23 protein-coding genes are annotated in these 23,336 nt (G+C 64.0%); 10 read left to right on the forward strand and 13 right to left on the reverse strand.

What is annotated here, in order from left to right:
- Positions 1-90 precede the first annotated feature (90 nt).
- Positions 91-1,341 carry an alpha-hydroxy acid oxidase gene (locus AC1Q64_RS14070; protein ID WP_492251750.1) on the reverse strand — a complete coding sequence of 417 codons (1,251 nt, stop codon included), beginning with the start codon at positions 1,339-1,341 and terminating at the stop codon, positions 91-93.
- A gap of 114 nt (positions 1,342-1,455) precedes the next feature.
- Between AC1Q64_RS14070 and AC1Q64_RS14075 the strand changes: the two genes are divergently transcribed.
- Positions 1,456-2,355, forward strand: a complete 900-nt coding sequence (locus AC1Q64_RS14075; RefSeq protein ID WP_492251751.1) for a LysR family transcriptional regulator — start codon at positions 1,456-1,458, stop codon at positions 2,353-2,355.
- 89 nt (positions 2,356-2,444) lie between these two features.
- Complete coding sequence (locus AC1Q64_RS14080) at positions 2,445-3,002, forward strand: nucleotidyltransferase family protein (RefSeq protein WP_291436753.1); 558 nt, start codon at positions 2,445-2,447, stop codon at positions 3,000-3,002.
- A gap of 17 nt (positions 3,003-3,019) precedes the next feature.
- Here the strand turns inward: AC1Q64_RS14080 and AC1Q64_RS14085 are convergent, their stop codons facing one another.
- Together AC1Q64_RS14085 and AC1Q64_RS14090 are read right to left on the reverse strand one after the other, a co-directional pair.
- Positions 3,020-3,544 (reverse strand): superoxide dismutase family protein, encoded by a 525-nt coding sequence (locus AC1Q64_RS14085; RefSeq protein WP_291436751.1) that lies wholly within the window; start codon positions 3,542-3,544, stop codon positions 3,020-3,022.
- 99 nt (positions 3,545-3,643) lie between these two features.
- Positions 3,644-4,237: a gamma-glutamylcyclotransferase gene (locus AC1Q64_RS14090; RefSeq protein WP_492251752.1), complete on the reverse strand. Its 594-nt coding sequence runs from the start codon at positions 4,235-4,237 to the stop codon at positions 3,644-3,646.
- 107 nt (positions 4,238-4,344) lie between these two features.
- On the opposite strand from AC1Q64_RS14090, the gene AC1Q64_RS14095 reads away from it, so the two are divergent.
- Positions 4,345-4,869: an OmpA family protein gene (locus tag AC1Q64_RS14095; RefSeq protein ID WP_291436747.1), complete on the forward strand. Its 525-nt coding sequence runs from the start codon at positions 4,345-4,347 to the stop codon at positions 4,867-4,869.
- A 114-nt stretch (positions 4,870-4,983) separates the two neighbouring features.
- Here AC1Q64_RS14095 and gloA read toward each other — a convergent pair whose 3' ends face one another.
- Both gloA and AC1Q64_RS14105 read right to left on the reverse strand, forming a co-directional pair.
- On the reverse strand, positions 4,984-5,397 hold the full coding sequence (gloA, locus tag AC1Q64_RS14100) for a lactoylglutathione lyase (RefSeq protein WP_291436745.1): 414 nt from the start codon (positions 5,395-5,397) through the stop codon (positions 4,984-4,986).
- Positions 5,394-5,945, reverse strand: coding sequence for a PaaI family thioesterase (locus AC1Q64_RS14105; protein ID WP_121942929.1), 552 nt, complete (start codon positions 5,943-5,945; stop codon positions 5,394-5,396). The genes gloA and AC1Q64_RS14105 overlap by 4 nt, the downstream gene beginning before the upstream one ends.
- Positions 5,946-6,018: 73 nt before the next feature.
- Here AC1Q64_RS14105 and AC1Q64_RS14110 point away from each other — a divergent pair, with 73 nt between their 5' ends.
- Genes AC1Q64_RS14110 through AC1Q64_RS14125 form a run of 4 tightly spaced genes read left to right on the forward strand, consistent with a single transcriptional unit; the run spans position 6,019 to position 9,691 of the window.
- Entirely contained in the window at positions 6,019-6,498 is a 480-nt protein-coding gene (locus AC1Q64_RS14110) for a MarR family winged helix-turn-helix transcriptional regulator (RefSeq protein ID WP_291436741.1), read from the forward strand.
- Entirely contained in the window at positions 6,488-7,747 is a 1,260-nt protein-coding gene (locus tag AC1Q64_RS14115; protein WP_492251753.1) for an MFS transporter, read from the forward strand. Before AC1Q64_RS14110 ends, AC1Q64_RS14115 begins: the two co-directional genes overlap by 11 nt.
- A gap of 32 nt (positions 7,748-7,779) precedes the next feature.
- On the forward strand, positions 7,780-8,283 hold the full coding sequence (locus AC1Q64_RS14120) for a MaoC family dehydratase (RefSeq protein ID WP_492251754.1): 504 nt from the start codon (positions 7,780-7,782) through the stop codon (positions 8,281-8,283).
- Between the two features lie 31 nt (positions 8,284-8,314).
- Complete coding sequence (locus AC1Q64_RS14125; protein ID WP_291436764.1) at positions 8,315-9,691, forward strand: MATE family efflux transporter; 1,377 nt, start codon at positions 8,315-8,317, stop codon at positions 9,689-9,691.
- Positions 9,692-9,766: 75 nt separating this feature from the next.
- Here AC1Q64_RS14125 and AC1Q64_RS14130 read toward each other — a convergent pair whose 3' ends face one another.
- Entirely contained in the window at positions 9,767-10,576 is an 810-nt protein-coding gene (locus AC1Q64_RS14130) for an SDR family NAD(P)-dependent oxidoreductase (protein ID WP_492251755.1), read from the reverse strand.
- Positions 10,577-11,106: 530 nt separating this feature from the next.
- Here AC1Q64_RS14130 and wecB point away from each other — a divergent pair.
- Complete coding sequence (wecB, locus tag AC1Q64_RS14135) at positions 11,107-12,264, forward strand: non-hydrolyzing UDP-N-acetylglucosamine 2-epimerase (protein WP_492251756.1); 1,158 nt, start codon at positions 11,107-11,109, stop codon at positions 12,262-12,264.
- Positions 12,265-12,327: 63 nt separating this feature from the next.
- On the opposite strand, the gene glmM is transcribed toward wecB, so the two are convergent.
- Positions 12,328-13,713, reverse strand: a complete 1,386-nt coding sequence (gene glmM, locus AC1Q64_RS14140; protein WP_492251757.1) for a phosphoglucosamine mutase — start codon at positions 13,711-13,713, stop codon at positions 12,328-12,330.
- Positions 13,714-14,015: 302 nt separating this feature from the next.
- Between glmM and AC1Q64_RS14145 the strand changes: the two genes are divergently transcribed.
- Positions 14,016-14,954, forward strand: a complete 939-nt coding sequence (locus AC1Q64_RS14145) for a hypothetical protein (protein ID WP_492251758.1) — start codon at positions 14,016-14,018, stop codon at positions 14,952-14,954.
- Positions 14,951-15,769, forward strand: a complete 819-nt coding sequence (locus tag AC1Q64_RS14150) for a YaiO family outer membrane beta-barrel protein (RefSeq protein ID WP_291436728.1) — start codon at positions 14,951-14,953, stop codon at positions 15,767-15,769. The genes AC1Q64_RS14145 and AC1Q64_RS14150 overlap by 4 nt, the downstream gene beginning before the upstream one ends.
- 48 nt (positions 15,770-15,817) lie before the next feature.
- Here the strand turns inward: AC1Q64_RS14150 and AC1Q64_RS14155 are convergent, their stop codons facing one another.
- The 6 genes from AC1Q64_RS14155 to AC1Q64_RS14180 form a co-directional block, all read right to left on the reverse strand.
- On the reverse strand, positions 15,818-16,576 hold the full coding sequence (locus AC1Q64_RS14155; protein WP_492251759.1) for a Crp/Fnr family transcriptional regulator: 759 nt from the start codon (positions 16,574-16,576) through the stop codon (positions 15,818-15,820).
- Positions 16,577-16,626: 50 nt separating this feature from the next.
- Positions 16,627-17,700 carry a hypothetical protein gene (locus AC1Q64_RS14160; RefSeq protein ID WP_492251760.1) on the reverse strand — a complete coding sequence of 358 codons (1,074 nt, stop codon included), beginning with the start codon at positions 17,698-17,700 and terminating at the stop codon, positions 16,627-16,629.
- A gap of 233 nt (positions 17,701-17,933) precedes the next feature.
- Entirely contained in the window at positions 17,934-18,770 is an 837-nt protein-coding gene (locus tag AC1Q64_RS14165) for a hypothetical protein (protein ID WP_492251761.1), read from the reverse strand.
- Positions 18,771-18,856: 86 nt separating this feature from the next.
- The gene (locus tag AC1Q64_RS14170; protein WP_492251762.1) at positions 18,857-19,894 is read right to left on the reverse strand and encodes a polymer-forming cytoskeletal protein; all 1,038 of its coding nucleotides are present in this window, start codon (positions 19,892-19,894) and stop codon (positions 18,857-18,859) included.
- Complete coding sequence (locus AC1Q64_RS14175; protein WP_291436762.1) at positions 19,891-21,141, reverse strand: glycosyltransferase family 2 protein; 1,251 nt, start codon at positions 21,139-21,141, stop codon at positions 19,891-19,893. The genes AC1Q64_RS14170 and AC1Q64_RS14175 overlap by 4 nt, the downstream gene beginning before the upstream one ends.
- A 444-nt stretch (positions 21,142-21,585) precedes the next feature.
- Entirely contained in the window at positions 21,586-23,322 is a 1,737-nt protein-coding gene (locus AC1Q64_RS14180) for a SulP family inorganic anion transporter (protein WP_492251763.1), read from the reverse strand.
- Positions 23,323-23,336 lie beyond the last annotated feature (14 nt).

Here is a 23,336-nt window from a genome sequence, read left to right on the forward strand (position 1 = left end):
GACCGTCGGTTTTCACTCCCCACAGGGTGCACTTCTTTGAGGGGTGCCCCCTGTTTGTATTTGGTCCCTGAGCATGCTGCGGTTTGCGCGTCACCCATGGCTTGCCCAGACTGGCTGCCGGAGCATCAGGTGCTCTTTGCCCAGTTCGGAACAAGACGTAGCGCCCAGCATGGCCAGGTTGCGGTCCACCTCGGCCCGCAGCAGAGCAATGGCGGCTGCAACGCCCGCCTCACCATCCACCGCTGCTGCGTAGTTGAAGGGGCGACCCACAAACACCGCCTGCGCACCCAGCGCCAGGGCCTTGATCACGTCGGTGCCCCGGCGGATGCCGCCGTCCAACATCACTGTCATGCCGCTGCCTGCCTGCTCGGCAATGGCGGGCAGCACGCGCAGCGGGGCCACGGCACCGTCGAGCTGGCGGCCGCCGTGGTTGCTGACGATGATGCCGTCCACGCCGTGCTGGCGGGCGAGGGCGGCATCCTGCGGGCTGAGGATGCCCTTGACGACCAGCGGCCCGCGCCACTGGCGACGGATGTGGGCGATGTGGCTCCAGTCGAAGTGGTCGCGTGCGGCAAAGTCGCGCTGCACACGCGAGGACAGGATGGGCGCCCCCCGCTCGGCGAACGAGTTCTCGAAATGCGGCATGCCGTGCTGCACCAGCGTGCGCAGCAGTGTGCCTGCCAGCCAGCGCGGGCGCACCATGCCGTCCCACGCCAGACGCAGGCCGGGACGTAGCGGGGTGGAGAAGCCCGCGCGGATGTTGTTCTCGCGGTTGCCTGCTACCGGGATGTCCACCGTCACCACCAGGGTCCGCACACCAGCGGCCTCCACGCGCTGCAAAAGGGCGTCAATGCGCTCGGGCGTGCCCGGCAGGTAGGCCTGGAACCAGGTGCCTGGGGCCGCGTCCATCACTTCTTCCAGCCGGATCAGCGAGCTGCCGCTGAGCACAGCGGGAATCTGCGCCGCCACTCCGGCCCGCGCCAGCACCACATCGCCGCGGTAGGCCGATAGCGCTGCAATCCCCATGGGCGCAATACCAAAGGGGCTGGCGTAGCGTGTGCCAAACAGTGTGATGCCTTGCTGGCGCTGGGCCACGTTGCGCAGCACGCGGGGCACCAGGGCCAGCTCGTCGAAGGCCTGGCGGTTGTCGGCCAGTGCCCGGTTGTCCTCTGCCGCTCCCGACACATACCCAAAGATGGGGCGTGGCAAAACGCCGCGCGCTGCGGATTCAAAGTCATCGAGCGACAGCAGGTAGCGGGTGCGTCCGCTGCGGCGTGCGCCATCGAACGCCTGCCAGGCGTTGATTGCGGGTGAGGCCTGAGGAGGGGAGGGCATGGACATGGACGATTCCGGGCAAAAACAATCAAGGACAGGAAGTCAGTGTCCGTAAAGGGAGAAAATCAAGAAAGCGAATTTATTCATATCTATTTGTTCGCCAAATAGAAACAACGAACCATGACCCTCAAACAGCTCGAAGCCTTCTACTGGGCGGCCACCTGCAACAGCTTTGCCATGGCCGCCGAGCGTATGCACCTGTCGGTGTCGTCACTGTCCAAACGCATTGCCGAGCTGGAGGCATCGCTGGGGCAGGTGCTGTTTGACCGGGGCCGACACCGCGCCGCATTGACAGAGGCAGGCACGCGCCTGCTGCCTCTGGCCGCTGCGTTGCTGCAACAGGCAGACCGTCTGCAGCAAGAGATGGGCAGCAGCCCCGGCTTGCGGGGCCCCTGCCGCCTGGGCGTGGGGGAACTCACGGCCCTTACCTGGTTGCCGCGCCTAGTGGAGGCGCTTTCTGTTGACCATCCTGCGCTGGAGGTTTCCGTGCACGTGGATGTGGGCGCGGCCCTTGCCGAGCGGCTGGACAAAGGCGAACTGGATGTGGCCGTGATTGCTGGCCCCGCCAGCCGCAGTGCGCTGACATCAGTGCCATTGGCGCACGCCCGTTTTGCCTGGTGTGCAGGCCCGAAGGTGGCGCAGGGCCTTCGCCAGATGGATGCCGACGCAATCCAGTCGCACCGGCTGGTGGCGCTGCCGCAGGGCTCGGGGGTGACTCATCTCATCGATGACTGGCTGCGGCAGACCGATGCCCGCCCTGCGCGAAGACTGGTGTGCAACCACTGGGGCGCCATCGTGGGTTTGCTGGCGCAAGGCCGTGGCATTGGCCTGCTGCCCGAGGGCTGGGCGCAGGCACTGTGCGCCAGGGGGGTGGTGCAGGTGTTGCCCAGCCCTGTGCCGCTGGGGTCGCTCGGCTATGCGCTGCACAGCCGGCGTGACGACCTGCGGCCGCTGGTGAGCACGCTCCACGGCCTGGCGGCGCAGCACGCGGATTTCACGGTGGCGAGCAGCGCGTTCTGAGGGCAGCAACTGCTCTGGCCCGGCACTAGAATCGCGGCCGCTGCATGTCGCGGCCCATGGCCCTGCTCGGGCATTTCAGGCGGAACACCATGCCCACTCACCTTTCGGCGCCCGTTGTGCTGGTCCTGGCCTCTGGCCGTGGCGAGCGATTTGCCGCGTCAGGGGGAGCCGTACACAAACTGCGTGCGCCCTTGGGTAGCACAACTGTGCTGGAACACACTCTGGCCGCCGTGCGTGCCAGCGGCTTGCCCTGGCACCTTGAAGATGTCGGCCACCCGGGCATGGGCGACTCGATTGCCGCTGCTGTGCGCGCCACAGCCGGTGCGCCTGGCTGGCTGGTCTTGCCGGGGGACTTGCCACTGATTCGCCCAGAAACCTTGCGCACCATTGCCGCTGCACTGGCCGACTGCGCCGTGGCCATGCCAGTGCACCACGGTGAGCGCGGTCACCCCGTAGGGTTTGGGGCGGAATGTTTGCCGGGTTTGCTGGCGCTAGGCGGCGAACAGGGCGCCGCCAGCGTGGTGCGCGAGCAGGTGCAGCAGGGCAGGGTGCGCTGGGTGGATGTGGATGACGAGGGCACGGTGACCGACGTGGACACCGTGCAAGACCTGGAGCGCGCCGCGCAGTTGCTCGCAGCGCGGGGGTAGCCGCCGCTTAGGATGCTTTATTTGGCCGCAATCACTGCGCAGGCCAGGCGTGGTCCGGCGTTGCCAGTGGGCTGGGTCTTGTAGTCGTCGGGGTCGCGGTGGACGATCAGGCCCTTGCCGACGATGTTGTTGTCGGTGCTACCCACGCGAATGGTTTTCGACTCGAAGTTAAAGGTGGCAACACCGTTGGAATCGGCCTTCAGACTGGGCAGGTCTCCCGTGTGGTGCTCACCAGCACCATGGCTGCCGTGCGGCTTACCACCAGGGTTGAAATGGCCGCCTGTGCTCATGCCATCGCCACTGCTGCAGTCACCTTTTTCATGCACATGAAAGCCATGTTCCGCTCCCGGCTTCAAGCCGCTGACGGTGCCTGATACTTTCACAACATCGCCCGATTGAACAAAAGACACCGTCCCGGCGGTACTGTTGCCACGGGTGGGCTCAAGCTTGGCGGTCGCGGTAGGGCCCGATGAATACGAAGCACAGCCTACCAAGGCAAGCGCGGCGACGGATGACAGCACAAAGGCAAAACGGATCTTCATGACTCAAACTCCTTGGCACGTTGAAAAGACACAGTATTGAACTTGTCGCCGGGGCGCCATCGGCCCGTCACCAGCCGATGCGTCCAGCAAAAGAGTGCACTATGCCTCTTTTTGGGCCAATGCGATCAACCGGGCCAGAGCCCTGTCGTGGATGCCGTGCTTTCGCAACTCTTCGTAGGTGGCCTGGGCATAGTCGCGCGTAGTGCCGTAGCGTCCACGCGCCTGCGCAAAAATGCGGCAGTACTCGTGGTCGGGCAGCTCGCCCGTGTGGTTGGGGCTTTTGCGCGACAGGGTGAAGGCCAGCGCCCGCACCGGGCCGTGAGGCGTGTGGCACAGCAGCCAGCGCGGGTCGTACACGGCGGTGACCATCTCGCGCTGCCACAGGTTGATCATCACCTGCCGGGCATGTGCCTTGTCCACGCGAAACACCATGCCCCGGCAGCTGCCGCCCGACAACATGCCAAAGACCAGGCCCGGGCACTCGGGCGTTCCCCGGTTGATGCGGCTCCACATCTTGAGCGCGCGGTGCCAGCCGTGTACCTTGGCCGGGCGGCGCTCGGCATAGTCAAAGTCTGGTCGCCAAATCAGCGACCCGTAGCCAAAGATCCACAGGTCCGCATGGCCGCCCCATTCCTGAAGGGCACGCTCCAGCATCGGCGCCGGGTCGCGCAGGGGGGCGGGCAGATTCGTCATGTCTTGACTCTACAATCGAAAGCTTTGCTGCAAATGGCCGGGGCCTTGTTTTCACAAAGCCTGCATTGGCCAGCCAACCACTTTATTCATTACTACGGGGATCTTCCATGTCCAGCTCTGACGACGATAGCCAACAACGTTTTGCCCTCGGTTTTCTGTTTGCACTGATTGCGTTGGTGATTTCTGTGGTGGTGGGCACCGTGGTGGTCAAGCGCTTGGGCGCCAAGGCACCGGTCCAGCCTGCCGCCGTTGCAGCCAGCAATGCACCCGCTGCACCCGCCGTAGCCGTGGAAGAAGATATTGCCAGCGTGCGCGTTGAAAACGGCGTAGTGAAGTTCTACTTTGCCACTGCCAAGGCCGAATTGGCCGCAGGTGCCAATGAAGCTCTGGCCGACGTGGTCAAGGGTGTGGCCGAAGGCAAGAAGGCCGTCGTTTCCGGCTTCCACGACGCGACGGGCGATGCCGCCCTGAACGCTGAACTGGCCAAGCAACGTGCTTTTGCCGTGCGCGATGCGCTCAAGGCCCTGGGCATTGCCGAAGACAAGGTGGAGCTGAAGAAGCCCGAAGAAACCACCGCCACCGGCACCAACGCCGAAGCCCGCCGCGTGGAAGTGACGCTGGGTGCCCTGTAAGCGCTGCCTGCTTCTCCAATAAAAAACCCGGCACTGCCGGGTTTTTTTGTGGTCCAAATGGCCGCTTGCGCTAGTGAAACATGCGCCAGCAGCTATATATTTGATAGCACATGACTACCGCAGGCCCTGGCCACCTGCACCTTCGACGCGCTGGATCAACTCGATCTTGTAGCCGTCCGGGTCCGTCACGAACGCGATGACCGTGGTGCCGCCTTTGACCGGGCCTGCTTCGCGCGTCACGTTGCCGCCCGAGGCCTTGATCTTCTCGCACGCGGCATACGCATCAGGTACGCCCAGCGCAATGTGGCCGTAGGCGGTGCCCATGTCGTAGCTCTCGGTGCCCCAGTTGTAGGTCAGTTCGATCTCGGCCTGGCCGGGGTTGCCGCCCTCGAAGCCCAGAAAGGCCAGCGAGTATTTGTACTCGGGGTTCTCGGACTGGCGCAGCAGTTGCATGCCCAGCACCTGGGTGTAGAAATCAATCGAGCGTTGAAGGTTGCCAACGCGCAGCATCGTGTGGAGGAATTTCATCCCTTCGATTGTGCAGGCAGATCAAAAACCAGGCAGGTGGTGGTGGCGTGGGCATACAGCGTGCCGTCCGGCCCCACCAGGCGCGCCTCGGCCGTGGCCAGCTGGCGCCCGCTGTGGATCACCCGGCCCTCCGCGCGCACGCGTTGCACTTTGGGCGTGATGGCCTTGACCAGGTTGATGCCCAGCTCGGCGGTGGTGTAGCCACGCCCGGGCTCCATGCGCGTGTGCACTGCGCAACCCAGGGCGGAGTCGAGCAGGGTGGCAAACCAGCCGCCGTGCACGGTGCCCATGGGGTTGAGGTGCTCAGCGCGGGGCGTGCCCTGGAAGATGGCTGTGCCTTCGCCCACCTCGACAATCAAGAAATCCAGTGTCTTGGCGATGGCTGCATAGGGCAGCTCCCCACGCAGCATGGCCTGCATCTGCTGCAGTCCGTTGAGATGGGCAATCTGCTCACGGCGGGCCACGCCCGGGCCGGGGCCTGCATCCAGCGTGGCCAGGATGTCGCGCTCCTGCGCCAGCCAATGTTCAAGGTGGTTGTGTTGGGTCATGGGTTGTCCGGGTTGTGGGTAGGGTTTGCATGCAGAAGTTGCATATGCAATTATTGCAGATACAATTAAATCCATGCAAGCCGAACTACCGTCCCTGGCACCCTTGCTGCCGCAGGGCTGCACCAACTTCAAGCTGCGTCAGTTGATGCGCCGCGTGGCCAGCCACTACGACGCCGAGATGGCGAAATGCGGGCTCAAGACCACGCAGTATTCGCTGCTGTCGCATGTGCTCAAACTGGGCCCAATCCGACCTGGCGACCTGGCCACGGAGATGAAGATGGATGCCTCTACGCTGACGCGCAATCTGCGCCCTCTGGTGGATGCAGGGTGGGTGACGCTGGAAGCAGGCGCTGACGCACGCAGCCGCCTTGTGCACATCACCGACACCGGCCGCGACAAGCGCGCCGAGGCTCAGCGCCACTGGAAGGCTGCGCAATTGGCGCTGAACGACACATTGGGCGTGCAGCGGGTGGCGGCACTGCATGCGCTGGTGGATGAATCCATGGATTTGCTGGCGGCGCTGCCAGCGCAGGAGGCCGGTCATGACGAATAACAACGCCTCTCAAGCCAACACCACGTCTACGACGCCGCTGGCTCTGTGGCTCGTGTTGCTCGCCGCAGCAGGCGCCTTTGCGCTGACCATGGGCACGCGCCAGACTATGGGCCTGTTCCTGTCGGCGCTCAACACATCCACCGGTCTGGGAATTGGCAGCATCAGCTTGGCGTTTGCGTTTGGCCAGCTGTGGTGGGGGCTGACGCAGCCGTTTGCCGGGGCTGTGGCCGACCGCATCGGTACGGGCCGTGTGATCCTGATCGGTGTGGCGCTGGTGGCGCTGGGCACCTTCATCACGCCGTACATGACCACTACGGCCGGGTTGATTTTTGCGATTGGCGTGTTGGCAGCGGGTGGCGCAGGCATGGCTGGGCCGTCGGTGCTGATGGCGGCCACCGCGCGGCTGGTGCCCTTGCAAAAGCGCGGCCTGGCCAGCGGCGTGGTGAACGCGGGTGGCTCGTTTGGCCAGTTTGTGATGGCACCCATTGCCATCAGCCTCACAGCAGCCGTGGGCTGGGCCAGTGCGATGCAGTGGCTGGGAGTGCTGGTGCTGCTGGCGCTGCCTGCAGTGTGGGTACTTCGGGGCAATTCAAATGCCTTGGCCGCGCAAGCTGCCGCCGTATCCGGCCAAAAGGCACTGACGGCGCGCGAGGCCATTGCCCAAGCGCTGGCCACACCCAGCTACCGGTATCTGGCGGCAGGCTTTTTGGTGTGTGGCTTTCACGTCGCGTTTTTAGCCACGCACTTGCCTGGCGTGATCGCGGCCTGCGGGCTGGCGCCCGAGGTAGGGGGCTGGTCGCTGGCGGTGATCGGGCTGTTCAACATTGTGGGAAGCCTGGCCATGGGCTGGGCAGTAGGGCGCTGGCGCATGAAGTCGCTGCTGTCGCTGCTGTACGCCACGCGAGGTCTGGCGGTGCTGATTTTCCTGTTTGCTCCCAAGACGCCGGCCGTGGTGCTGGTCTTTGCCGCCGTCATGGGCATCACCTTCTTGTCCACCGTACCACCCACGGCCGGACTGGTCGCCAAGATGTTTGGCACGGCCAACATGGCGATGTTGTTCGGCATCGTGATGCTGTCGCACCAGATCGGTGGATTCCTGGGCGCCTATCTGGGCGGCAGCGTGTTCCAGGCCACCGGCAGCTATGACTGGGTCTGGTACATCGACATCGTGCTGGCCGTAGGCGCGGCGCTGGTCAACCTGCCGATCCGAGAAGCACGCGTGGCGCGCCCCGCCGCCACGGCCGCCTGAACAACCGTCTTCTCTTCACGAAAGCCATCAACATGACGCAGACCCCTGCCAGCCGCGCTTCGACAACCCCCAAGTCCCCGATTTACCTGGACGACCTGTCTGTGGGCGACCAGTTCAAAAGTGGCGAGCACGCCATGGATGAAGCGCAGATCACCAGCTTTGCCGCGCAGTTCGACCCGCAACCTTTTCACCTGGACGACGCTGCTGCGCGCGAGACGCTGTTTGGCGGTCTGGCCGCCAGCGGCTGGCACACGGCGGCCGTGACCATGCGTCTGCAAGTGACCAGTGGGCTGCCGATTGCGGGCGGCATCATCGGTGCGGGGGGCGAACTGAACTGGCCCCGGCCCACACGCGCCACCGATGTGCTGCATGTGGTGAGCGAAGTCGTGCAGATTCAGCCCTCCAAATCCAAGCCAGACCGGGGCATGGTTACGGTGCGCAGTGAAACCCGCAACCAGTACGGCGATGTGCTGCAGCTGTCTACCGTGCGCATCGTGGTGCCGCGCAGGCCTGCGGCCAGTGGGGCAGGGGCCTGATGTGACCGAGGCCCTGAACCCGCGCACCCGCATGCTGCTGGAGGCGCCCATTGCGCCCACCTTGCTGCGGCTGGCCGCGCCCAACGTGCTGGTGATGCTGGCGCAAGCGGGCGTCGGGCTGATCGAGACCTACTTTGTCGGCCAGCTGGGCACCGATGCGCTGGCGGGCATGGCGCTGGTGTTTCCGGTGGTCATGCTGATGCAGATGACCTCGGCGGGCGCCATGGGCGGCGGCATTGCCTCGGCCATCGCACGCGCTCTCGGCGCACGGCGGCGGGACGATGCCGACGCGCTGGTGCTGCATGCGCTGGCCATTGCGGCGGTGTTTTCGCTGATCTTTACCGTGGGCTTGGTGGGAGGAGGGCGCTGGCTCTACACCCGCATGGGCGGCACGGGCGGCGCGCTGGATGCAGCGCTGGTCTACTCCAACTGGGTGTTTGCGGGCGCGTTTCTGGTCTGGCTGTTCAACACGCTGTCGGCCGTCATCCGGGGCACGGGCAACATGGCCGTGCCGGCGTATGTCACGGTGCTGGGGGCGTTTGTGCTGGTGCCGCTGTCGCCGCTGTTCATCTTTGGCTGGGGCCCCATGCCGGGCCTGGGCATTGCCGGGGGGGCCGTTGCGCTGATGGCGTATTACCTGATCGGCAGCGCAGTGCTGGCCACATACCTGTGGTCGCCGCGCAGCCTGCTGAGGCCGTCGCTGGCACACATCCGGTTTCGCTGGGTGTTGTTCAAGGACATCCTGCGGGTGGGGCTGGTGGGTACGGTTTCTACCGTCGCCACCAATCTGGCGATTGGCGTCACCACCGCATTGGTGGGTGGTTTTGGCACGGCGGCCATTGCGGGCTACGGCACCGCATCGCGCCTGGAGTACCTGCTGGTGCCGCTGGTGTTTGGCCTTGGCGCACCACTGGTGGCCATGGTGGGCACATGCATCGGCGCTGGCCAGCGCGAACGTGCCTTGCGCGCCACCTGGATCGGCGCGGCCATGGCGTTTGTGATGGCCGAGGCGATTGGCCTGTGGGCAGCGGCGTTTCCCAACGCGTGGCTGTCCCTGTTCAACAGAGACCCCGCCATGCTCGACGCGGGTGCGCTGTATCTGCGCACCGTCGGCCCCGTGTACGGATTTTTCGGCCTGGGCCTGGTGCTGTACTTTGCCTCGCAAGGGGCAGGGCGCCTGCTCTGGCCGGTGATCGGCAACATCGTGCGCCTGGCGTTGGCCGTCACCGGCGGCTGGCTGGCGCTGCGCTGGGGCGGTGGACTGGCCGCCGTGTTTGCAGCGCAGGGGGCGGCGCTGGTGCTTTACGGCTTGGTCAACGCCTGGGCGATAGCTGGCGGCGCCTGGTTCGGTCCGGTGGGCTGGCCGCGCAGCACCACCCGGCTGTTGCAGCGCATGCCACAGGCCTGAAAGTGATGAAAACAGCTGCTAGCGCTAGTGAATCATGCGTTGGTAGCTATCAAAAAAGGAGCGGTCAGAAGTGCGTCAGACCGGCACGGTGTAGTTGAGCGTCATGCGCCCGCCGTCCACAGTCACGATCTCGCCGGTCACATAGCTGGCCGCATCGCTGGCCAGCCAGGCCACCACATCGGCAATCTCGGACGGCTCGCCCAGCCGCTTCATGGGCGTGCGGCTCATGATCTTGTTCTTGGCCTCATCGCTGGTCAGCACGGCCTTGGCGGCCAGCTCGGTGGCGATGGTGCCCGGCGCCACCGCGTTCACGCGGATGTTCTTGTCGGCCAATGCCAGCGCCATCACCCGCGTGAGCTGGTTCACGCCGCCTTTGCTCACGTTGTAGCTGGAGATATTGGGAATGGTCAGCACACCGTTGACCGAACTCATATTGACGATGGAGCCGCCACCATGGCCACCTTGTTGGGCGACCATGGCCCGCGCCACCGCTTGGCCGACCAAGAACGAGCCCTTGAGGTTGACCCGCAGCACCGCGTCAAAGTCGGCCTCGGTCACATCCAGAAAGTCTGCCGCACGAAAGATGCCCGCGTTGTTCACCAACACGTCGATGCGCCCATGGGCCGCCAGGGTCTGGGCCACCAGTGCATCCACCTGCGATTTATCGCCCACATCGCAGCGCACATACAGCGCGCCCAGCTCCTGCGCCAGCGCCTGGCCACGCGCATCGTCCACATCGACGATCACCGGCTTGGCGCCTTCTGCCGCAAAGCGGCGGACACAGGCCTCGCCAATGCCTTGGGCGCCACCCGTGACAATACAGACGCGGCCCTGATGACCGAAGTGGATGGACGATGTAGAAGGTGCTTGGGTGGGAAGGTTCATGGGCGGTGATGGTAGCGGCTTGAGCAGGATGCAGGGCCGACGGCGCATTGGCGCTTCGTTGGGATGACATCGTTAGTACTAGATACGATGTATATTATGTTAATCGTCAAACGAAGATTCTCCGGAGATTGATGAGTCAGCTGTCTTATGTCGCCCTTGCCCGCTGAATACGTCGATTCCATGGCGAGCTCAGTTGTCGCGGCTGCACCACCCCTGGCGCAAAGAACACCGCACATTGTCGCCGCCGCATTCGCGTCTGCTGCGGCGTTGAACTAAACCAGGTCTCCTCAAAGCTGCGGCCGCCCGAATGGTCGCCTGGACTATCCGAGCACTCGCTCCGGGATTGGCACCCGGTACGCACTCCGTACGGTGTCGAACAGACACCCCGAGGCGCTCAACCGCACCATGCGTCCGCCCTTGGGGGCACTTGCCGTGCGCGGCGCTCTCCTGGGTTTCTCCTTCAAACAGTCCGTCTGGACTGTTTCCAACGCCCCATACCGAACGCGTGCGCCGCCGCGCCGAAAGATCCCATGACCACTTACCTTGCCTGTTTGGGCACGCGCCCTGAAATCATCAAGATGGCTCCGTTGCATCGCGAGCTGAAGCTACGTGGGCATCGCGTGGTGGTGCTCCACACCGGGCAGCATGCGGAAGTGGCCGAGGTGCTTTACCAGTTCTTTGACATGGGGCCAGACCTGCGCTTGGTACTGGAGCGGCGCACACCGAGGCTGGGAGACCTCACGGCGTTGTTGCTGGAGGGGGTGGACAGGGTGGTGGCCGAGACCCAACCTGACGTGGTACTGGTGCAGGGTGACACGACGTCTGCACTGGTCGGTGCCCTCAGTGGTTGCTACAACAACAAGCCGGTCGCGCACATCGAGGCGGGTTTGCGCACAGGCACACGCGAGCCATTTCCAGAGGAAAAGAACCGGGAGCTGATTGCACGGCTCGCCCATTGGCATTTCGCCCCTACAGCCCGGACCCGGGACAACCTGTTGCGCGAGGGGATTGCAGACGCGTGCATCTCCGTGGTGGGCAACACGGTGATCGATGCCGCGCGCTGGACGCAGCAGCGCCTGCAAGCCCACGCATCGTCCTCGCCTTCCGCCTTGTCTTCTGTTGTGCCAGCCTTGGTCGCAGAGTTTCTGGGCCTGCAAACAAGCCAGCGGCTGCTGCTGGTGACCGCACACCGCCGCGAGAGCTGGGGCGAACCCATTCGCAACATTGCCGCTGCTATCGGGCAGTTGCTGGCGGCCCATGGCGATTTGGTTGTGGTTTGGCCGCTGCACCCCAACCCGGCGGTCAGTCTAGCGGTGAGGCCTGTCATCGACGCACTGCCGGACGACCTGCGCCAGCGGGTGTGCCTGACCGAGCCCGTGGACTACCCTGCCCTCATCAGCCTGCTGGAACGCTGCTACTTCACGCTGACAGACTCGGGCGGCATTCAGGAAGAGGCCTCAGCGCTGAAGCGGCCAGTGCTGATTGCGCGCGACAGTACGGAGCGACAGGAACTGGTGGAAGCAGGCGGTGCAGTGCTGGTGGGCACAGACATCAGCCGCATCGTGACAGAGGCGGCACGCTTGCTGCGCGACGATGGGGCATACCGCAGCATGCAGCTGGAGACTAGCCCGTTTGGCGATGGCCACACGGCCCAGTACATTGCAGACCGGCTCTGCGCAGTGGATTGACAGGCTTTCGGGCCTACAACCATCCTGGTCCGTGGGCCTGGATGGTGTGGCGTCGGAGGCTGTTCAGGCGGTGACAGCGTCCAGCGCTGCGGGTGCCGTCAGCAGTTGGCTCACCTCTTTGGCAAACCGGATGGCCATCTGCTGCGCCCTGAGCGCTGTACGGCACTCCACCAGTACCCGCACGACGGGCTCGGTGCCCGAGGCGCGCAGCAGCACCCGACCATCGTCACCCAGCAACTTCTCGGCCCGCAGCTGGAAATGGGGCATCCAGGTGTTGTCAGCCATTCCGGCGCCGCGGATCACCGGCACGTTGACCAGGCACTGAGCATTCATGCGCAGGTCGCTGCACAGCTGCGACAGGCTGCGCTGCGAGCGCTTCATGGCAGCAACCACCCGCAAGGCAGACATCACGCCATCGCCGGTGCTGTGCCAGTCCAGCCCAATCAGGTGGCCGGATCCCTCGCCGCCCAAGCGCCACCCCCGCTGCTTGAGCAGCTCCAGCACGTGCCGGTCACCCACGGCAGACCGTGCAAAACCAAGCCCACGGCGCAGCAGCGCTTGCTCCAGCCCCTGGTTACTCATCACCGTGCCCACCACCCCACCCTGCAGGCCGTCGTTGGTCTGGGCATCCACTGCCAGCACGTACAGCAGTTCGTCCCCCGCATAGATGCGGCCCTCGCTGTCCACCATTACCAACCGGTCTCCATCGCCATCCAGTGCCACACCGACATCCGCCTGGTGGGCCAGCACGGCCTCGCTCAGGTGCTTGGGCGATGTGGCGCCCACGTTGTTGTTGATGTTCTGCCCATCGGGTGAGGCGCCCACGGCAATGACCTGGGCGCCCAACTGTCGGAACACCTCGGGGGCAATGCGATGGCAGGCGCCGTGGGCAGCGTCGATGACGATCTTCATGCCCTTTAGGTGCAAACCTGAAGGCAATGCCTGCCTGCAAAACTGGATGTACAGATCGGAGGCCTCTGGCAGCTGCGACACGCGGCCCAAGAGGGACGATGGCAGACAGACCATGGGCTGGTCCATGGTGCGCTCGATCTCGGCCTCCATCCCATCGGGCAGTTTGTCGCCCGTGGCCGAAAAGAACTTCACCCCGTTGTCCTCACAAGGGTTGTGCGATGCACTCACCACCACACCCGCCTGGTAGCCGCGTAAGCGCGTCAGGTAGGCTACGCCGGGTGTGGGCAGCTCGCCGCACATCACCGTGTCCACTCCGGCCGCAGAAAAGCCAGCCTGCAGCGCCGCCTCGAACATCGGGGCCGACCCGCGCGTGTCGGTGCCCACCGCCACCACCGGCCGTGGGTTCAGTCCCGTGTGCCTGCGGCTGAGCAGCTGTCCGCAGGCATGTGCCAGCCTCATGATCGTCTGTGGGGTCATGGGCTCCATGCCCACCTGGGCGCGCACCCCGTCAGTTCCGAACATTTTTTGCGTAGTCATGGGTAGTCCTCGTTGAATGAGATTCGCCAGATAACCTGCACCCCAGGTCAAGGCGAACGCCGACGGTAGGGGCCACGCGTAGATACGGTCTGTGCGCTATCGAACCCGCCATGCTGTGTTCGGTAGCGAACAGACGGCGCTATGCGCTCACGCCGACCATGGCTTCCCATGCCACGGACCATCCATTGAACCCAGACTCTCCAAAGCCACCGCGCCCTTGCTGGTCGCGTACCCGCTCCTGCCTGCCACGCTGGATAGGCTGTGCTCTGGCATGCGCTGTCCTCGCAACACCACTTTCTGCTTTGGCGGCTGTACTGGATCTAGAAGGGTATGCCGATGCCTCGGGGGCCATCTCGGTGCAGCGCCAGGGCGACACGGTAGACCCCTACTTTGCCTTGCAGGCGCTTCTCCTGGCCCACAGCAATGGGCTGGATGTTTCGAAGCCTGCCAAGGCCTGGGGCGCCTGGTTGGTACAACGCCAAAAGCCCGACGCGACCTTTGACCGTTTTTGCCGCAATGGCCCGGTGTGGGCCCCCTGCAAAACAGCCGATGCCGACGATTCGGTGCTGGGCCTGTGGCTGGCTTTCATGGATTCCATGCCTGCCACACAACGCGGCCAAGCCAGCTGGGTGCGCAGCCGCACTGCCACCAGTACGGCGCTGGCCAAGCTGGTAGACCCCAATCAGGGTATCTACCTGGTATCGCCTGTGTACCAACATGGGCTGTTCATGGACAACCTGGAGCTGTGGGCCTACACCTTCACCCACAAGGCCGCCCAAAACACGCGCCACCCCAACTTCACCAAAACTCTGGCGGCCGTGTTCTGGGACGATCAGCGCAAGCGCTATCTGGTTTCCACCCAGCCCGGCCAGCGTGACACAGTACATGCCTTCTACCCCGACGCCGTGGCGCAGATCTTTCCGCTGCTGGTGCGTTTTCCGTTGATCCCTGGAGGGGCACCCGCGCACTACCGCCGCTGGATGGCTGAGCACCGCGACGAGTGGCTGGCCCAGGTGAAGGACGACTTTGCCTGGGGTCTGGTAGCTGTGGTGGCACTGCAGCAGGGCGACATCCCCTCTGCCCGCTGCTGGCTGCAAACCGCCCTGCCCCACCGGCACAGCGCCCACTGGACGGTGACCGACGAAGTCGCCGCACAAATCCTGGAGTCCAAAGCCATCACTGCAGCCCAGGAAACAACTGCCTGTACCAGTCCTCGTCACTCCCTCACCCAGTCGCCATGAACGCCCAACACATCATCTGCCCTGCCCCCGCCCTTGTTCTGGCCCTGGGCTTGTTGGCCAACGGCTTGCCCGCAGCGCATGCGCAAGAGGCCACAGACCTGCCCGCCCCGGTCCGGGGCATTGAGGCTTACACCAGCCGCCATACCCTCACCAACGGGTATGGGAACTGGCATGAAACGGGCGTGCGTGGCCAATGGGGAGTGAACAACCAGCTGCTGGGCATGGAGTTGGCCACCATGCGGCGGTTTGGAGAGTCGGGCCAATTCATCGGGCTGTCAGACACCGTGACCTGGAACGAAGACTGGTTCACCGCGCTGTCGGTGGGCGCAGGAGACGGGGCGGCCTACTTGCCACGCTACCGTGTGGACGCTTTTATCAACCGCAAGCTGCTCCCGACGCGCCAGTGGGTGGCCACCCTGGGCGCAGGCTACTACCGGGCGCCGGACGGCCACGTCGACCGCAACATCAGCCTCGGGTCCACCTACTATTTCGAGTCGCCGTGGGTAGTACAGGCAGAAATACGCTTCAACAACAGCTCCCCCGGAGGGGTTCGAACCCACCAGCAGTTTGTAGCGGCCACTTGGGGGCGAGCGCACCAGACCCAGATCATTGCCCGCCATGGCTGGGGGGCTGAGGGCTACCAAGCGATTGGCAACGGGGTGTCTCTCGTCAACTTTGACAGTCGGCAGTCACAGCTCACGCTGCGCCAGTGGCTGGGCCCACAGTGGGGTTTTACGGCAGGCGTAGAGCGTTACAGCAACCCCTACTATTCCCGCAACGGCGCCAAGCTGTCGCTGTTTTGGGAGCTGCCATAGGTCGGTAGTAGCGGTGCCTCCAAGGGGCTGTGAGATCGTCTGCAGGCGCTAGCTCCCGGCTGCCGACATCACCCGCTCATAGATCTCTAGGTCCTGGTCAAAGCACGCACAGCTATGCGCCAGCAACGCATCCCGGTTCAGCACCAGGATATGCCCGCGCGCGTACTGGATCACTCCGCTGTCTTGCAGCTTGCCCGCCGCCAGCGTCACGCCCGCCCGGCGCACCCCCAGCAGATGCGCCAGTGTTTCGTGGGTCATCTGAATGTCGGGAGCGCGCAAGCGGGTTTCGCACATCAGCAGAAACCGAGCAAGACGCTGCTCCAGGGAGTGAAAGTGTCCGCAGGCCACCATCGTGCCCATTTGCGACAGCTCGACATACATATAGCGGGTGGTCAGCAGGCTCAGCGATCGACTGGCCAAACAATGGCTGCGCCACGCATCCAGCTGGATCCGCCATGCCTGCCCTGCCCCCGAGACCACCGCATCGAAGGCCGAGGCCGTCACCCCCAGCCCTGCACTGGCGCCCAGCATGCCCTCAAAGCCGATCTGCCCAGCCTCGAAGTGGCGCGCACCCTCCAGATTGGAGAGCAGCGAGATCATGCTGTTGGTGGGAAAGTACACATGGCTCAACCGTTCGCCGGCGCGCCCGAGCGTTTGTTGGCTCTCCAGCTCCACCCAATCGGCTACCGACAGCAGGCGTGACCGCTCTGCAGGCCGCAACAGGGACAAGAATCGGTTGGCAAGGGATTGGTCGATGTGTGGCTTCTTGAGATCGGGACGGGGAAGCTTTGAATTCTCGGGGGGCATGCCGTCTCTATCTGTCTGTTGTCGAACATTGCACTTGCGAAAATTTCCCTTCATGCCGTAGTGCTGCCGTTCAAAACGGATTTGGTGCGGAGGTAAAAACCCAGTTCATTGATGGTGACCAGGCTGCGGTTGGCGGCAAAGGTTTTGTCCATGGCCGCCAGTTGCGTACGCGCCGCGCTGCTTTGCCCGCGCAACGCAGCGACGTACCCCAGGATGGCCCAGGGGAAAGGATCGTGACGCCCGGTTTCCCAGCCTGGCGACTGGGTGTTCAGGTAGTTCCACCCTGTAGAAAACTGCGCCGTCAGCTCGCGCAGCCCAAAGGCTTGCGGGTACACCTGACAGGTGGTGCCGGGGTAAAAGTCGGAGCTGGGTGCGGGCGTGGCGTCACTGGCCAAAAATGCCTGTGCGGAGCCCTTGAAAAGCTGGCGCGCGATGCCGTCGGCGGTATTGGTTGCCAGCAGGTCGTAGTAGTTGGCTTCGGACAGTTCACTGCGGGACCGCAACACCGCCGCAAAGTCGCGCAGGCCTCGGTAGCCTTCGCAGTTGTCCATGAGGTAGCCGCTGGCGTTGGTCTGGCTGCGTGGCGCCTGGAACACGGCAGTCAGACCCGAAGGCTTGGCCGTCAAAGCCAGGTTGCGGTAAGCGATGTTTTTGAGTGCCGCCTTGTGCGCCTCCCACCAGGCCCAGTTGCCACTGGATATCACATAGCGCGACGCCAGCGACAGAAATGTGGACGCGTAGGCGTCGTCCGAGTCAGACAACACCCTCTTGACCACCGAGGTGTTGGCCCGGCCATAGGGGAAGTCAATGTCCGCAATGGTGCTGGTGACCGGGTCAGTGCTGGCCAGATAAAGGTTCAGGTACGGCAGGATATAGGTTTGCAAATCGGCAGTCCCGAGCAGCGGGACCAAGGGCAACAACCCCAGGTTGGCAAAGTACCAGTTGAGGCGGCCATTGGGCGCCAGCTCATAGCCACCTGCGTAGGGGCCCGACGGGATGCGCAACGCCTTGATCTCCGCCACGGTGTCGATGGGAACCGGAGCGTCTGCGGCCCAACTGGCCGGACCCAGAAGCCAACCGGCACCCAAGGCAGGCACCTTTTCTAACAATGAACGACGTCGCATGTGCACGATCTCCGAAGGCAAGCCCGGACACCGCTTTCAACATCTGGAGAGCAACAGCGCAAAAAGGAGCGCACTGCCAGGAAGGCCGACACCCCCGGGAAAAGGATGGCGAGTCCATTCTGCAGAGATTGCCTTCGTTTTCTTCACTGCGTACGCAGGCGTACAGACAAGTGAAATGGACGGTGCCGGGGATTGTCCGGCAGCGGACATACGCAACGGGCGGGCGCGGCGCCTCAGTGTGTGGCGGACAAGGGGGCCGTGCTGGCCGCCCAAGCATACAGAGCCACAAACACCATCATGTCGAACAGCGCCCCAAAGCACAGGTACAGCACAGGCATGAACACCACCGACAGGTGCTGCAGGATCAGCATATGCACCAGGGCCTGCTGCGGCACCATCACCCCAAAAAACAACAAGATGAGCAAGGTATGCACGACCTTGGCCTGCCAGCTGATCTGCAGCGGGTAGTAGCCCAACGCCATCAGCACAGGTATGGCCAGAATAAGCAGGTAGCCTGCATCCAGCAGGTCCATCACATGGTTCAGCATCAGGTGCGGGAACGGCATCGGCGCAAACCAGAAGTACAGCAGCGCCAGTGCCTGCACCACACACAGCACCCGCACCAGATACTGCGCGGGCAGCCACCGCCCCCGTAGGCGCAGTGCCAGGCCCCAGGCCACAACAGTCAACACTGCAGCCAGTGCAGCACCGGTAGTGATGGACAACCCCTGGTCGCCAGCGCCTGGCAACCAGCTGAGGCCCAGCAGGTCTTGGCGCGATGACGCTGACGCCGACTGCAGCGGCAAATGTAACCACTGCGCCCAGGTGAGCAGGTAGCTGCGCCAAAACGCATACAGCGGTTCTCGCAATCCGTAGATCAGAGACACCCACACCACCGGCAGTCCCACGATCTGCAACAGCAGCCATGGATTGAGCCGGATGCGACTGAGTGCCCGGTGGGGCAACTGGTGCCTGTGGGACTGTTGGGCCTGCGCCAGCAGGCCGCGCGCGGCGTTGAAGGCCAGCTCGCGGTCTTGGCGGCTGTGGGGAGTGACGGTGGGATGTGGCAAGGAGAAGCCCTCTGTGGCGGTTCAGCGGATAGAACAAGACGAGGGTGCTGGCCGCCGATCAGCCGTGCACAGCGGGTGCGCCGCATTCAGGCTGACCACACGATGCCCAGTTGGCGGGCCCACACCGTGCCATGCGCGCGGGCGCCGGCCTCGGCCATGATGGTTTCTGCGCTGACCGTGGTGAGAGCCTGCGGCGAGCCCACCTGTACTCCAGCGCCAAGCAAGATGCCCGACTCAGACACCACGGGGCCGGTCACCTGGGCATGGTCCAGGAGCTGGATCTGCTTTTCACTACACAGAGAGCCGTGCACACGCGCGTGGTCGCCCATGACGATGCCGCCACGGGCTTTCACGTCGCCTTCAATCACGGTGCCAGCCCCAATGAGCAGACGCCCCGTGACCACCAGCGAGCCGTGATATCGGTGCATGCGCGGCAGTTTGCAGTCGCCCCGCACCAGTGTCACATGCTCGCTCTGGCGCAGAGCGCCCTCCAACCGGTCAAAACTGGCCCCAATCAACGGGGCCTGCTCGCGTTCAGATTGCACTGCCGCATCACCACCAAAGCGAATGTGTGGCGCCTGGATCCGTTCAAAGCAGCAGTCGGCCTCCAGCTCCACGGCGGTGGATGAAGACAGGCGCCGCAGCCCCGAGCAGCCCTGGGCCAGGTGCAGGGACGCGTCTGCATGCGCCCATTTCCCCACATCACAACCCGTACCCAACCGGATACGCCCCTGCGCCAACAGGCCCGCAAAGCGGCTGTGCGCCGGTGCTTCAAAGTCGCCATGCACGAACAGCGGCGCAGCGCACTGGATGGCCGCCTGTGGCTTGACCGAGCCCAGGCAAACCATCGGCCGAAGCATGCCGGCCCAGTTCACACTATCGAGTGACACGGGCGCAAAATCAAACTCGTTGGCATAGGGGCCGGGCACCTGCGCCTGGTGTGCCTGCACCAAAGCGCGAAACCGGTCGGCGAAATGGTCGATGTCAGTGGTGTATTGCGGTAACACCTGCAAAGCCTCGGTATCGGTGGGGTGTCGCCACTCGCGCCAGGTGGGGCCAAAGGCAATCACCATCAATCCCATGCTGACCAGCACAAAGGCCAGGTAGAACAAGGCAGTGTTCATTGCTCGACGCTCGGTTGGCGGTACCGCACCGTCTTGTCCCACACCATGTCGCGGCGCAGCAGTTTGTCCATCAACTGCCCCCATACCGATGACGAAATGGCAAACAGGCTGATTACAAAGCCCAGCAAGCTGAGTGGCAGCAGGCGCAACCGCCTGCGCTTGCCGTCTAGCAGAACCGCCACGGCGATCTCGAAGAACGCTGCAAAGTTGCCCAGCGTGCCGTAGGCCATCAGCGCAAACAAGGAGATCAGCCCCGTCAGCATGTCTCCCGCATTGAAGAAGTAAAGGCCCAGAGCCAGCAACCAGCCCACCAGCAGCAGGGGTGGCAGCGCAAAAACGAACAAAAGCAGCAGCCCGTCCAGGCGTTCGCGCCAGCTCAGGTAAGGACTGAATGCAAAGCGCAAGCCATAGCGCACCATCACCTGGTTGTGTCCCTTGGCCCAGCGCTTGATCTGCTTGATGCGCACTTGCCAGTCCTGTGGCACCTCCTCGTAGCACTCGGACCGGTTGGTGTACACAGTCTTCCAGCCGTTGAGCAACAGGCGGTAGGTGATGTCCGTGTCTTCGGCCAGCGTATCGTCGTGCCAGCCGCCCACCGCAGCCACGGCAGAACAGCGCACGCCGCCCACGGTGCCGCCGTACTGCGGCACCAGGCGCAGATTCATGCGGGCCTGCTGGTCCACTTGGTAGCCGCCGCTGCGCTCGAGATCCAGCATGCGTGTGAGCAGGTTCACCCCCGTGTTGACCGGCACCACGCGGCCCATCACAGCCCCCACCTCGGGGTCAAAAAACGGTGCCACCAACTGCTTGAGCAGACCACGGCCGGGCACATAGTCGGCGTCAAAGATGATCACAATGTCGCCCTGCGCGTGTTGAAGGGCATCCTTGAGCGCTGCGGCCTTGCCTGGCTTGCCCTTGGTACGGTGAAACGGCTCGATGCGCCCCGGGTAGCGGCCTACCCAGTCGTCGATGATGGCGCGCGTGCCATCGGTAGAGCGGTCGTTGACCGGCACCACCTTCAGCCGGTCGAGCGGGTAATTGGTGTCCAGCAGGGCCTGCAGGCACCCAGCGATCACCTGTTCCTCGTTGTGGGCGGCAATGAACACCGTGATCAGCGGCCAGTCCGCCTGGTCGATGTCGAGGTACGGATGGCGCTGGTGTCCCAGCAGGCGGTTGAGTGTGAGCACACCGTGCCGTGCGGCGTACACCATCATCACCACGATGATCATGGCCAGCAGCGCCGCCATCGCGGACAGTGCAGCGTAAGCCACTGGCCCTGGCACCCACCGTTGTGCCAGCGCCTCCGTGGAGTTGAGCGGCTGCGCTAACACGGTCGCCCATGTATTGGAGCCTCCCACCAGGGTGGCAAATGCCGTCGCGCACCAGCGCCACATTCCTGGGCGGGTATGGGTTGCACCGCTGCGCTCAGCGGCACCAAGCCGCCGGCTCTCTCGATTCAAGTGCATAGAACGCCTTTTGCTCCGACCATCGCAGGACCCTGCGCAGAGGATGGGGTGGCGGCGTCTTGGGAACCCGTTACGTCACACCCTGCAGGGATGTGAGACGGAATGTAAGCAGCGGGTCGGGCTCGGTCTGTTCGATGGCGAACACAAGCAACGCCCAAGCGCAATGGGACCGTCGAGGTCTTTCAAAGAACCAATGCGGCCGGTCGCCCAATACCAACAGCTGAGCTATCGGGCCAACGATGGTGATGGATTTGACGGGGCAGTCGCCCTGCGGTGTGCAAAGTCAAACGCCGCATGCGTGCTCAGAAACACCCTGTCCTCCAAACGCTGCCCCAGCGGCGTGTTCTGCAGGCGGTCCAGCACGGGTCCCTTGACTTCGGCCAGCAGCAGCGCCATACCGCGCTGGGCCAGGCTGCGTTCCAGGTCGGACAGCACACCCAGGGCGGTGGTGTCGATCTGGTTGATGGCCGAGCACACCAACAGCACATAGTGCGTATCGGGCTGTGCCGCCACCAGCGATTCAACCGTGTCGAGCAGTGCATCCGAGTTGGCGAAGTACAGGCTTTCATCCACCCGAACGGCAATCAGGCCCGGCTCTGTGGTCACCGCGTGGCGGGCCACGTTCCGAAAGTGCTCGGTGCCAGGCACGCGCCCTACCACCGCAATGTGTGGATGGCTGCTGCGCCAAACCAAAGTGCCCAGCGACAACGCCACCCCCATAAAGATACCGACCTCCACACCAAACGCGATCACCCCACCCGCGGTGGCCAGCAGCGACATGGCGTCGGCCTTGTCGTAGCGCCAGGCCTCACGCAGGGTCTGTATGTCGATCAGAGATACCACCGCCACGATGATGGTGGCCGCAAGCACAGCATGGGGCAAATAATGGAAGAGGCCGGTCAGCACGGCGATCACCACGCCCATCAGCCCGGCAGAAATCACGCCAGCCAGGGGCGTGTTGGCACCCGCCGCAAAGTTGACCACCGACCGCGCAAAACCTCCAGTGACAGGAAACCCACCCGACAACGCACTAGCGACATTGGCAGCGCCCAGGCCGAGCAGTTCCCGGTTGGGCTGGATGCGCTGATGTCGCTTGAGTGCCAAGGACTGCGCCACCGACACGCTCTCCACAAACCCCACCAGGGAAATAAGCAACGCGGGCAGCCACAAGGAGCCGACCGCCACCAACGACACCGATGGCAACCCGAGCTGTGGCAGGCCTTGAGGGACTGCCCCCACAATGCTGACGCCCGCAGACTGGTCCCACCGCATGGCGGCCACCAATACAGTGGACACCACCACGGCCAGCATGGGAGCGAGCTTGGCCGCAATATCTGCCAGCCGGGGGGGGGTGCCCAGGCGGACCAGCCAGGGCGATAGTGACCGGCGGGCCAGTACCAGGAACAGCACGCTCCCCGCACCGATGCCCAGCGTCACCAGGTTGGTTCCAGGCAGCGCATGTACCAGTTGCACCAGGGTGTCGAGAACATCACTACCGCCCGCTTTTACCCCCAGCAGGTGCTTGACCTGCCCGACTGCGATGAGTACGGCAGAGCCGGAGATGAACCCGCTGATGACCGGATGGCTCAGAAAATGGGCTAGAAAACCCAGCCGCAACACGCCAAACAGCAGCAACATGCCACCCGACAACAGCGAGAGCACCATGGCCAGGGCGACGTAGTCGGGCGAGCCTGCCGTTGCCAGTGGCTGCAGCGCACTCGCCGTCATGAGCGAAGCCACCGCCACTGGTCCCACGGCCAGCGTCATGCTGGAGCCCAGCATGGCATAAGCAATGATGGGCAGGATGCTGGCGTACAAGCCAACCTCGGGCGGCAGGCCCGCCAACAGGGCATACGCCAGGCTCTGCGGGATCAACATCACCGTAACGATCACACCGGCGACAAGGTCCCCAGAGAGCCAAGACTTCTGATAAGTGCGGATCCAGCCGGGCACTAAGTTCATGGCGATTCCTGGGA

This window comes from Acidovorax sp. GW835-FHT14G06 (assembly GCF_058793595.1).

Excerpts from the sequence above, each read along its gene's own strand:
- AC1Q64_RS14070 (WP_492251750.1), bottom strand. The coding sequence starts at position 1,341 with ATGTCCATGCCCTCCCCTCCTCAGGCCTCACCCGCAATCAACGCCTGG.
- AC1Q64_RS14075 (WP_492251751.1), top strand. The coding sequence starts at position 1,456 with ATGACCCTCAAACAGCTCGAAGCCTTCTACTGGGCGGCCACCTGCAAC.
- AC1Q64_RS14080 (WP_291436753.1), top strand. The coding sequence starts at position 2,445 with ATGCCCACTCACCTTTCGGCGCCCGTTGTGCTGGTCCTGGCCTCTGGC.
- AC1Q64_RS14085 (WP_291436751.1), bottom strand. The coding sequence starts at position 3,544 with ATGAAGATCCGTTTTGCCTTTGTGCTGTCATCCGTCGCCGCGCTTGCC.
- AC1Q64_RS14090 (WP_492251752.1), bottom strand. The coding sequence starts at position 4,237 with ATGACGAATCTGCCCGCCCCCCTGCGCGACCCGGCGCCGATGCTGGAG.
- AC1Q64_RS14095 (WP_291436747.1), top strand. The coding sequence starts at position 4,345 with ATGTCCAGCTCTGACGACGATAGCCAACAACGTTTTGCCCTCGGTTTT.
- gloA (WP_291436745.1), bottom strand. The coding sequence starts at position 5,397 with ATGAAATTCCTCCACACGATGCTGCGCGTTGGCAACCTTCAACGCTCG.
- AC1Q64_RS14105 (WP_121942929.1), bottom strand. The coding sequence starts at position 5,945 with ATGACCCAACACAACCACCTTGAACATTGGCTGGCGCAGGAGCGCGAC.
- AC1Q64_RS14110 (WP_291436741.1), top strand. The coding sequence starts at position 6,019 with ATGCAAGCCGAACTACCGTCCCTGGCACCCTTGCTGCCGCAGGGCTGC.
- AC1Q64_RS14115 (WP_492251753.1), top strand. The coding sequence starts at position 6,488 with ATGACGAATAACAACGCCTCTCAAGCCAACACCACGTCTACGACGCCG.
- AC1Q64_RS14120 (WP_492251754.1), top strand. The coding sequence starts at position 7,780 with ATGACGCAGACCCCTGCCAGCCGCGCTTCGACAACCCCCAAGTCCCCG.
- AC1Q64_RS14125 (WP_291436764.1), top strand. The coding sequence starts at position 8,315 with ATGCTGCTGGAGGCGCCCATTGCGCCCACCTTGCTGCGGCTGGCCGCG.
- AC1Q64_RS14130 (WP_492251755.1), bottom strand. The coding sequence starts at position 10,576 with ATGAACCTTCCCACCCAAGCACCTTCTACATCGTCCATCCACTTCGGT.
- wecB (WP_492251756.1), top strand. The coding sequence starts at position 11,107 with ATGACCACTTACCTTGCCTGTTTGGGCACGCGCCCTGAAATCATCAAG.
- glmM (WP_492251757.1), bottom strand. The coding sequence starts at position 13,713 with ATGACTACGCAAAAAATGTTCGGAACTGACGGGGTGCGCGCCCAGGTG.
- AC1Q64_RS14150 (WP_291436728.1), top strand. The coding sequence starts at position 14,951 with ATGAACGCCCAACACATCATCTGCCCTGCCCCCGCCCTTGTTCTGGCC.
- AC1Q64_RS14155 (WP_492251759.1), bottom strand. The coding sequence starts at position 16,576 with ATGCCCCCCGAGAATTCAAAGCTTCCCCGTCCCGATCTCAAGAAGCCA.
- AC1Q64_RS14160 (WP_492251760.1), bottom strand. The coding sequence starts at position 17,700 with ATGCGACGTCGTTCATTGTTAGAAAAGGTGCCTGCCTTGGGTGCCGGT.
- AC1Q64_RS14170 (WP_492251762.1), bottom strand. The coding sequence starts at position 19,894 with ATGAACACTGCCTTGTTCTACCTGGCCTTTGTGCTGGTCAGCATGGGA.
- AC1Q64_RS14175 (WP_291436762.1), bottom strand. The coding sequence starts at position 21,141 with ATGGCGGCGCTGCTGGCCATGATCATCGTGGTGATGATGGTGTACGCC.
- AC1Q64_RS14180 (WP_492251763.1), bottom strand. The coding sequence starts at position 23,322 with ATGAACTTAGTGCCCGGCTGGATCCGCACTTATCAGAAGTCTTGGCTC.